Annotated in this window: 9 protein-coding genes; 1 reads left to right on the forward strand and 8 read right to left on the reverse strand. The window is 67.7% G+C overall.

Going from position 1 to position 9,199, the window contains the following annotated elements:
• Positions 1–160 precede the first annotated feature (160 nt).
• Complete coding sequence (locus JOY90_RS04050; protein ID WP_291689879.1) at positions 161–1,081, reverse strand: hypothetical protein; 921 nt, start codon at positions 1,079–1,081, stop codon at positions 161–163.
• A gap of 168 nt (positions 1,082–1,249) precedes the next feature.
• On the opposite strand from JOY90_RS04050, the gene JOY90_RS04055 reads away from it, so the two are divergent.
• Positions 1,250–2,080, forward strand: coding sequence for a class I SAM-dependent methyltransferase (locus JOY90_RS04055; RefSeq protein WP_291689872.1), 831 nt, complete (start codon positions 1,250–1,252; stop codon positions 2,078–2,080).
• A 248-nt stretch (positions 2,081–2,328) separates the two neighbouring features.
• On the opposite strand, the gene JOY90_RS04060 is transcribed toward JOY90_RS04055, so the two are convergent.
• The 7 genes from JOY90_RS04060 to JOY90_RS04090 all read right to left on the reverse strand — a co-directional run.
• Positions 2,329–3,675: an HlyD family type I secretion periplasmic adaptor subunit gene (locus JOY90_RS04060; RefSeq protein ID WP_291689880.1), complete on the reverse strand. Its 1,347-nt coding sequence runs from the start codon at positions 3,673–3,675 to the stop codon at positions 2,329–2,331.
• Positions 3,676–3,695: 20 nt separating this feature from the next.
• Complete coding sequence (locus tag JOY90_RS04065; protein WP_291689873.1) at positions 3,696–5,447, reverse strand: type I secretion system permease/ATPase; 1,752 nt, start codon at positions 5,445–5,447, stop codon at positions 3,696–3,698.
• 175 nt (positions 5,448–5,622) lie between these two features.
• Positions 5,623–5,892, reverse strand: a complete 270-nt coding sequence (locus JOY90_RS04070; RefSeq protein ID WP_291689874.1) for a GlsB/YeaQ/YmgE family stress response membrane protein — start codon at positions 5,890–5,892, stop codon at positions 5,623–5,625.
• A gap of 112 nt (positions 5,893–6,004) precedes the next feature.
• Complete coding sequence (locus JOY90_RS04075; RefSeq protein WP_291689875.1) at positions 6,005–6,988, reverse strand: ABC transporter ATP-binding protein; 984 nt, start codon at positions 6,986–6,988, stop codon at positions 6,005–6,007.
• Positions 6,985–8,397, reverse strand: coding sequence for an amidase (locus JOY90_RS04080; protein ID WP_291689876.1), 1,413 nt, complete (start codon positions 8,395–8,397; stop codon positions 6,985–6,987). Before JOY90_RS04080 ends, JOY90_RS04075 begins: the two co-directional genes overlap by 4 nt.
• Positions 8,394–8,591, reverse strand: a complete 198-nt coding sequence (locus JOY90_RS04085) for a hypothetical protein (RefSeq protein ID WP_291689877.1) — start codon at positions 8,589–8,591, stop codon at positions 8,394–8,396. Before JOY90_RS04085 ends, JOY90_RS04080 begins: the two co-directional genes overlap by 4 nt.
• Positions 8,592–8,601: 10 nt before the next feature.
• On the reverse strand, positions 8,602–9,199 hold a 598-nt coding region (locus JOY90_RS04090), incomplete at its 5' end, for an ABC transporter ATP-binding protein (RefSeq protein WP_291689878.1).

A 9,199-nucleotide genomic window follows, 5' to 3' on the forward strand; every position in this document is an offset into this window, starting at 1 on the left:
CCCTCTTGTGGCGGCAGGACGGGCGCATAATGCCACTGATTTGGGGTCGGCGTCAAATCGATTTCCGTAATTCAGAAATGCCGCGCCGCGACAAAATGGCACGACGGGCAGTCCGGGACGCCTGTGGCCCTTCCGCGCGAGCGAGCCTCCAGTGCGGAGCCTAATTCAACGGCACACGCCCGATCATGGCATGGGCGACGTCGATGCGCGGCGAAACTGACTGCATCGCCGCGGCTTCGGTGCGATAGCGCGGCAGCTGGCCGTCGAGTGAGGACAGCGCGCACAGCGCGAGGCTGGCCCAGACCGCCGCGCTGAAATACAGCGACATCCAGGCGATCTCGTCCTTCCAGTGCGCGATGTCGTGGGTCACGATCCAGCGCGTGGAGGCATCGCGCAGTCCCTCGACGACGCCGAGCAACCGGCGACCGCCGATGACCTGCTCGGCCTGCCAGCGGCTGAAATACATCGGCACGTCGATGACGACGAGAAAGGCGAGATAGAAAATGATCCCACCGATCGCGGCAGCGAGCGTCCAGCGCACCAGTCCGTTGAACTCCGGCAGCAGGCGGCCGAGAGCAATCCCGACCAGCAGGAACGCCACGGCCCAGATCGAATTCTCGATGGCGTTGCCGAGGTAGCTGGTGGTCGCCACCGCATACCAGGACCAGATCTCGGCGATCAGGATCAACGGCACGATCACCCATGCGACGTTCAGCGTGGTATCGGCGCGCGTGACGGCGCCGAGCTGGCCGAGCACGATCGCCCACTGCGCCACGAAGCAGATTTCCGCCACGGTCGCGACCGACCGGCCGATGAAGACACTCGACAACCAGCTGTCGACCAGGCAGATGCGCTGCACGTCGGCGCGCGGCAGGAACGAACGGAAGGCGCAGCCGAAGACGTAGGCGCCGCACAGCAGCAGCATCGGCCCGAGGCTGGAGGCATTGCCATCCGCCGTGACCCGCCCGTCGCGGAACTCGCGGTACAGCACGAACCACAGTGCGACATTGGCGCTGCTGACCAGGGTCAGCAGTACCCACCACCGCGCCACCGGGTTGGTTCGCGCCTGCCGCCACAGCAAATGCATGCTCTGCTCCATATGCAATCAGATCGACATGCTAACGTAATAAATCTGTCATAAAAAGTGTTCCTGTCGACAAAAGGATGTGTCCCGGGCCGAGTCCCCCCGGGACGCGGTCGCGATGGACACTGCGGTAAAATCGGCCGTTGACCGAGGATGGCTGTGAGCATGGAAATCCGCTCTGCGGTCGACTTCTACGAACGTCACCCGATCTCGTGCGCGATCATCCTGGCGAAGCTCGCGGCCAGCCGTGGCCATCTCGATGGCCTGGTACCGGAGGAGCTGTTTCCCCACGACCAGGATCATTACGGCGGGCTGGCCGCGAACGATGCGCTCGCGCAGCGCGCCGGCATCGGACCGGGGACCCGCGTCGTCGATTTCTGCGCCGGCCTCGGCGGTCCTGCCCGCTATCTCGCGCAGCGCCATGGTGCCGACGTCACCGGCATCGAGCTGGCGCTGGCGCGCGTGAGAGGCGCGGAGGAGCTGACCCGGCGCGTCGGCCTGCAGGACAAGGTGCGCATCATCGGGGGCGACGTGAGGCAGGTGCCGCTCGCAGACGCCAGCGTCGACGTGGTGATCAGCCAGGAAGCGCTGCTGCACGTGCCGGACAAGCCGCGCGTGCTCGCAGAGGCCTATCGCATCCTGAAGCCGGGCGGCCGGCTCGTCTTCACCGATTGGGTGGCGCACTTCCCGCTCTCGGAAGCGGACCGGGAATTGATGTGGCAGGGCATGGCGGTGACCGAGCTGTATGACCTGCCGGCCTATGCCGCGGTCATCAGTCGGGCCGGCTTCGTCGTCGGCGCGGAAGACCTCACGGCGGAATGGGGCGCAATCCTCACCCAGCGCCTCGCGATGTACCGCAGGCTTCGTGAGGAGACGCAGGCCGCCGGCACGCCGGCCGGCCACGATGCATTCTATGAAAGCTATGTGCGGTTCGTCGACCTGGTGAACGCAGGCATGCTCGGCGGCGGGCGGTTTGAGGGAGGCAAGCCCGCCTAAAGGCACGAGATCTGTAGGGTGGGCCTTTCTGACTCAGTAAGACTAAGCGCTCACACGCACAGAAGCGTACCACGCAAAGGCAGAAGCGTGCCCACCATTCAAAACCGTGCTGTCGAGAGAATGGTGGGGGCACGGCGCTTCCGCCTTCGCTCTGCGAGCTACGGCGGACGCGGTCGCGCGTTAACCAACCCGCATCTCTTACGGACTCACAGTGATGGGTTTCGCTGCGCTCTACCCATCCTGCGCACCTACTTCTCCCGGAATGCGCGCATCAACTGGTCGCTCAGCGGCTTCATCAGATACGACAGCACGGTGCGGTCGCCGGTCTGCACGAAGGCCTCCACCGGCATGCCCGGGATCAGCTTGACGTCGCCGAGCCGGCCGACCTCCTCGGGCGGCATCGAGACGCGGATGGTGTAGTAGCTCTGGCCGGTGCGCTGGTCGGTCGTCACGTCGGGCGAGACGCGGCTGACGATGCCGTTCAATTCCGGCGTGGTGCGCTGGTTGAAGGCCGAGAGCCGGAGCAGCGTCTTCTGGCCGACCTGCAATTTGTCGATGTCCTGCGGATTGACCTTGGCCTCGACCTGCAGATCGTCGCTCTGCGGCACGATCAGCATGATGGCGTCGCCGGCATTGATGACGCCGCCCACCGTGTGGACGTTGGACTGCTCGACGATGCCGTCCTGGGGCGCGCGGATGTCGACGCGGCGGAGCTGGTCCTCGGCGGTGACCTTGCGCTCGATCAACTCGCCGATCTTGTCGTTGGTCTCGCGCAGATCCTTCGACACCTCGCTGACCATGTCCTTGTCGACCTGGATGATCTGCAGCTCGGTCTCGGTGATCTTGCCCTTGGCCTGGGCGACGGAGGCGACATATTGCGCGCGCTCGCCGTTGAGGCGGGCCGAGTCGCGCTGCAACGTGGTCAGGCGCGAGATCTGCACCAAATGCTGGTCGTAGAGCTGCTTGACGCCGGCGAGTTCCTTCTCCACCAGCTCGATCTCGCGGTCCTTGGCCTGCTCCTGCGCGGTCAGGCCGGAAATCTCCTCGTTGAGCTGGGTGATGCGCTCGTGCATCTGCGCCTTCTGCCCGGCGCGGCCGGTGACGCGCACCTCGAACAGCTTGCTCTCGCTCGCCATCAGGTCCTTGACGTCGCCATCATTGGCCCGCTCGGTGAGCTGCGGCGGAAATTTCAGCTTGTCGAGGCCGCGCTGCTCGGCCGTCAGTCTCGCCGCGCGCGCCGTCGCCGCGTCGAGATTCTTCACCACGATGGCGAGATTGGCCTTGGTGACGGTGTCGTCGAGCCGCACCACGACATCGCCCGCCTTGACCTTGTCGCCGTCGCGCGCCAGCAACTCGCCGACCACGCCGCCGGTCGGATGCTGCACCTTCTTGACGTTGGATTCGACCACGATCTGGCCCGGCGCGATCAGCGCGCCCGAGATCTCCGTGGTCGCGGCCCAGCCGCCGAAGCCGAACGCGAGCACGCCGACCACTGCGAAACCCGCGACCAGATGCAGATGGATCGAGCGCTGCGCGCCTTTCGCCGCGCGGACGTCGGCGATCGCACCGGAGAGCCGGCGCGAAGTCTCCCCCATCACGTAGCTCAAGGTCTGGCTCATGATTTCGCCGCTCCCGCGTCGGAGACGATCTTGATCGGCGCCGGCGAGGCGACGCGCGGCTGCAGCACCTGTGCCAGCACGGTCTCCTTCGGCCCGAAGGCGTGCGCGCGGCCGTCGCGCAGCACCAGGATCTGGTCCACCGCCTCGATCCCGATCGGCCGGTGCGCCACCACCACGACGATGGCGCGGCGCTCCCGGGCGGCGCGGATCGCCCGCGTCAGCGCCTCGTCGCCCTCGGTGTCGAGGTTGGAGTTGGGCTCGTCGAGCACGACCAGGAACGGATCGCCATAGAGTGCGCGCGCCAGCGCCACGCGCTGCGCCTGCCCGGCCGACAGCGCCGCGCCATGCTCGCCGACCTGGGTGTTGTAGCCCTCCCGCATCTTGATGATCATGTCGTGGACGCCGGCCTCCCGGGCGGCGGCGAGCACCTTCTCGGCCTTGGCCTCGGGATCGAACCGCGAGATGTTCTGCGCCACGGTGCCGGCGAACAGCTCGACGTCCTGCGGCAGATAGCCGATGTGACGGCCGAGCTCGTCGGAGCTCCATTGGTCGAGCGCCGCGCCGTCGAGCCGCACCTTGCCGCGCGCCGGCAGCCAGACCCCGACCAGCGCCCGCACCAGGCACGACTTGCCCGAGCCGCTCGGCCCGATGACGCCGAGCCCGTTGCCGGCCGACAGCGCGAAGCTCACGTCCTGGACGATCACCCGCTGATCACCTGGCGGCGCGATGCTGACGCCCTCCACGGCGAGCCGGCTCGTCGGCGGCTGCAACAGCGTCGGCGGCGGCTTGGCCGGCATCTGCTCGAGCAGTCGGTTGAGGCGTTCCCAGCTCTGGCGCGCGGCGACGAAACTGCGCCAATGCGCGATCGCGAGATCGACCGGCGCCAGCGCCCGTGCGCTCAGGATCGAGCCGGCGATGATGATGCCCGCAGTCGCCTCCTGGTGGATCACGAGATAGGCGCCGACGCCGAGCACCGCCGACTGCAACATCATCCGCAGCACCTTGGAGACCGCCCCGAGCCCGCCGGTGACGTCGCTGGCGCGCTGGTTGCCGGCGAGATATTTCTCATTGGCCACGCTCCAGCGCTGCATCAGCCGGCCCGCCATGCCCATCGCCACCAGCACCTCGGCGTTGCGGCGGCTGGCCGCGGCAAGGTCGTTGCGGCGCGCCGCGAGCCCCATCGCCTCGCGCGCCGGCTGCCGCGACAGCCGCTCGGTGATCACGGTGAGCGCCACCAGGATGATGGCGCCGGCCAGCGCGGTGACCCCGATCAGCACATGGAAGGCAAAGCAGATGATGAGATAGAGCGGCAGCCATGGCAGGTCGAAGAAGGCGCTCGGCCCCTGGCCGGCGAGGAAGGCGCGGACATTGTCGAGATCGCGGAGCGGCTGCACCCCCTCGTTCCGGCCGCCTGCCATCAGCGGCAGGCGCACGATGGTCTCGAACACGCGGGCGTTCAGGGCCTCGTCCAGCGCGGTGCCGATCCGCCCCAGGATGCGGCCGCGCAAGAGGTCGAGCACGCCCTGGCCGATATAGAGCCCGCCGGCGAGGATGATCAGGCCGATCAGGGTCGGCACGCTGCGGCTCGGCAGCACCCGGTCGTAGACCTCCAGCATGAAGATCGAGCCGGTGAGATAGAGCAGATTGATGATGCAGCTCATCACGCCGACGCCGATGAAGGCGCCACGGCAGGCGCGCAGCGCCTCACCAAGCTCGGAACGCCTGACGCCGGAAGCCGCCAAAGCCATCAATGCAAATCTCTTCAATAAACCGGGCGTGCCCGATGGATTCGCAGGCGATTCCAAGGACATCGGCGGCGGATACTACCGAATCAGACCCCCGTCGTCCAACCAGGTCACATTTATCGTAAACAAACCGGCTGGCCCGGATGCCTGGTCCGGGCCAGCGCCGACGGAAGAGGGCCTATAGCCGGCCGCCGGTGCGGATCAGCCGTACCACCAGCAACAGAATGATGGCGCCGATGGCGGAATAGATGATCTCGGAGGCCAGCCCGGTACCCAGCCGGATACCGAGCTTGGGGAACAACAAGCTCGCGATCAGGGCGCCGGCGATGCCGACCAGAATGTCGCCGATGATGCCGAAGCCGGTGCCCTGGACGATCTTGCCGGCGAGCCAGCCCGCGACCAGGCCGACGAACAGGATGACCAGCAGCGTCTCGTTGGACAGAACCATGATACTCCCCCACTTACGCGCGCAAAAGTCTGCGCTACGCCGAAAGCGTAACGACTGGGGCGGGAGGTGACGAGGGCTTGCGGGGTGCCGGCGCGGCTTTGGCCGCCGACCGTTACGTCGCGGCCACAGTTTTCATGCGTTCCGCGAGAATGCAGCGCGCAAAGCGATCCGGCCCGAGCGCAACATTGGGCGGCGAGGCCTCGACGCAGCGCGCCTCGGCCTGGGGGCAGCGCGGGGCGAAGGCACAGGCGCGCGGCTTCTGGTCGAGCGAAGGCGGTGTGCCCGGGATGGTCTGCAGCCGCAGGCCGCGCTTGGCACCATGGATGGTCGAGGCGAGCAGGCCGCGCGGGTAGGGGTGAACCGGCGCGCGCACGATCTCGCGCAGCGTGCCCTGCTCGACGATCTGGCCGGCATACATCACCGCGACGCGGTCGCAGATCTCGATCGCCACGCCGATGTCGTGGGTGACGAAGATCACCGACATGCCGAACTCGCGCTGCAGCTCACGCAGCAGCAGCAGGATCTGGATCTGCACGGTGGCGTCGAGCGCCGTGGTCGGCTCGTCAGCGAGCAGGATTTTCGGCCGGCAGGCCAGCGCCAGCGCGATCATCGCGCGCTGCCGCATGCCGCCGGACATCTCGTGCGGGTAGGAATCGAGCCGCCGCCTGGCCGAGGGGATGCGCACGACCTCGAGCATCTCCAGCGCCCGCGCCCTGCCCTCCGCCTGTGTCCTGCCCTCGTGGCGCACCACGCTTTCGGCGATCTGGGCGCCGATGGTGTAGACCGGATCGAGCGCCAGCGCCGGCTCCTGGAAGATCATCGAGACGGTCTGGCCACGGAAGTCGGCGAGTTCCTCCTCCGACAGCGCGAGCACGTCGCGGCCTGCGACCGTGACGCGGCCAGTGATCTCGGTGCGCTTCCTCGGCAGCAGCCGCATCAGCGCGCGCAGCGTGACGCTCTTGCCCGAGCCGGATTCGCCGAGCAAGCCCAGCACCTCGCCATCGCCGAGCGACAGCGAGAGATCGTTCACGGCATGGACCGTGCGTTCGCCGGCGAAGCGGATGTTGAGGCCTTCGATCTCGACCAGGCGGCTCATGCGGCGACCGGCACCCTTTCGTGGAAGTCGGTGGCGCGCTGGAACGCGGCGCCGATGGCCAGCACGGTCGCCTCGTCGAAGGAGCGGCCGATCAACTGCATGCCGACCGGCAGCCCCGCCTTGGTGAAGCCGGCGGGCACGGCGAGCGACGGCAGGCCGAGATAGTTGATGGTGCGGGTGAAGCGCGTCAGGCGCTGGATCACGGCTTCTGCATCGGGCGCGGCACCGATGTCGCTCTCGGCAATGGTCGGCGCCGGCACCGGCGAGACCGGGGCCAGCACCGCATCGACGCCGGCGGTCGCGGCGATATGCGCGGCGAGCGCCGGCCCGCGCCAGCGCAGCGCCTCGAGATAGGTGACACCCGAGATCGCGAGCCCATTCTGCAGTCGCGCCAGCACCTGCGCACCATAATCCTGCGGCCGCTCGATCAGCCAGCGCTTGTGGAACGCGGCCGCCTCGACCGCCAGCACGAGCTGGCACGCCGACGAGATCTGGCGCTGGTCCGGCAAATCGACCTTGACGATATCGGCGCCTTCGCGCTTCAGCACGGCGATGGTGTCGTCGAGCACCCCGGCGACTTCGGGATCGAGATCGTCGACATAAAACGACTTTGGTACGCCGATCTTCAGGCCCTTCAGCGAGGCCTGGGTGGCGGCCATGTAGTCGGCGACCGGCACTGCCGACGCGGTCGGGTCTTCCGGATCGGCGCCGGCCATCAGGCCGAGCAGCAGCGCGCAATCCTCCGCGGTGCGCGCCAGCGGGCCGACGGTGTCGAGCGACTGCGACAACGGCATCGCGCCGGCGCGGCTGATCCGGCCGAAGGTCACCTTCAAGCCGGTGACGCCGCAGAAATGCGCGGGCATCCGGATCGAGCCGCCGGTGTCCGAGCCGAGCGCGGCAAAGGTCAATCGCGCAGCGACCGCCGAGCCCGAGCCCGACGAGGAGCCGCCGGTGATGCGATCGAGGCTCCAGGGATTGCGCACGGCGCCGTAATGCGCGTTGTGGCCGGTCGGTCCATAGGCGAACTCCGCCATCTGCAACGAGCCGAGCCGGATCGCGCCCGCATCCTTCAGCCGCGCCAGCGCGGTCGAGGTGGAGGTCGCGACGAAGTCGCGCCGGATCAGCGAGCCGCAGGTCGCGACCTTGCCGGCGTCGTAATACATGTCCTTGTGCGCCAGCGGCACGCCATGCAGCACGCCGCGATTCGCGCCCTGCGCCAGCGCGGCATCGGCCTCGTCGGCGGCCTTCAGCGCCGCCTCGGCCTCGACCGCCATGAAGGCGTTCAGCTTCGGCTGCCATTCGGCGATCCGATGCAGGCAGGACCGCGTCACCTCGCGCGAGGAGAGCTGCTTCGCGGCGATCGCCTGCGCGACCGCCGTCAACGTCATCAAAGCCGGCTCGGTGCTCATTTCGACACCTTCACGGTCTGCGCCAGCAGGAAGCTCGCAGGCTCCAGGTCGAACGGCAAGGTGCCGGCGATCGGCGCAAAACCCTCGAAGGCGGGACCGATGGAATCGGACACGCGGCTGGCCACCTCCTGGTCGACCGGAATCCCTGCGCCATTGGCGATGGCTGCGATCTCTTTTGCACTGGGTCTTGTCATATGACTCTCTCTATCCGCCCGTTGGCGCGCGGCTGTGGCCCGAGCCCGGAATGGCCATGAAGCACGCCGCCTCATGGCCCATTGTATCGAGCGGCGAGAGTTTGGGTGAAGCTTTTGCGCAGAGCGGCTCCGCGAACGGGCAGCGGGTGTGAAACCGGCAGCCCGGGGGCGGATCGATCGGGTTGGGCGGATCGCCCGAGATCGGCGGGTTTTCCGTGCGATTGTCCGGATCGGACGACGGCATCGCGGCAAGCAGCGCCCGCGTATAGGGATGCGCCGGCGCCGCCCAGACCTGCTCCACCGGACCGAGTTCCACCACCTCGCCGAGATACATCACCAGCACGCGGTCGGAGATGTAGTGCACCACGTTGAGGTCGTGGCTGATGAACAGATAGGTCAGGCCGAATTCGCGCTTGAGGTCGGCGAGCAGGTTGAGCACCTGCGCCTCGACCGACTTGTCGAGCGCCGAGACGGCTTCGTCCAGGATCACGAGCCGCGGCGACAACGCCAGCGCGCGGGCGATGTTGACGCGCTGGCGCTGGCCACCGGAGATCTCGTGCGGATAGCGGTTGGCGAACACCTCGGGCCTGAGGCCCACCTTGCCGAGC

It is taken from the genome of Bradyrhizobium sp. (assembly GCF_019242285.1).
GTDB lineage: Bacteria > Pseudomonadota > Alphaproteobacteria > Rhizobiales > Xanthobacteraceae > Bradyrhizobium.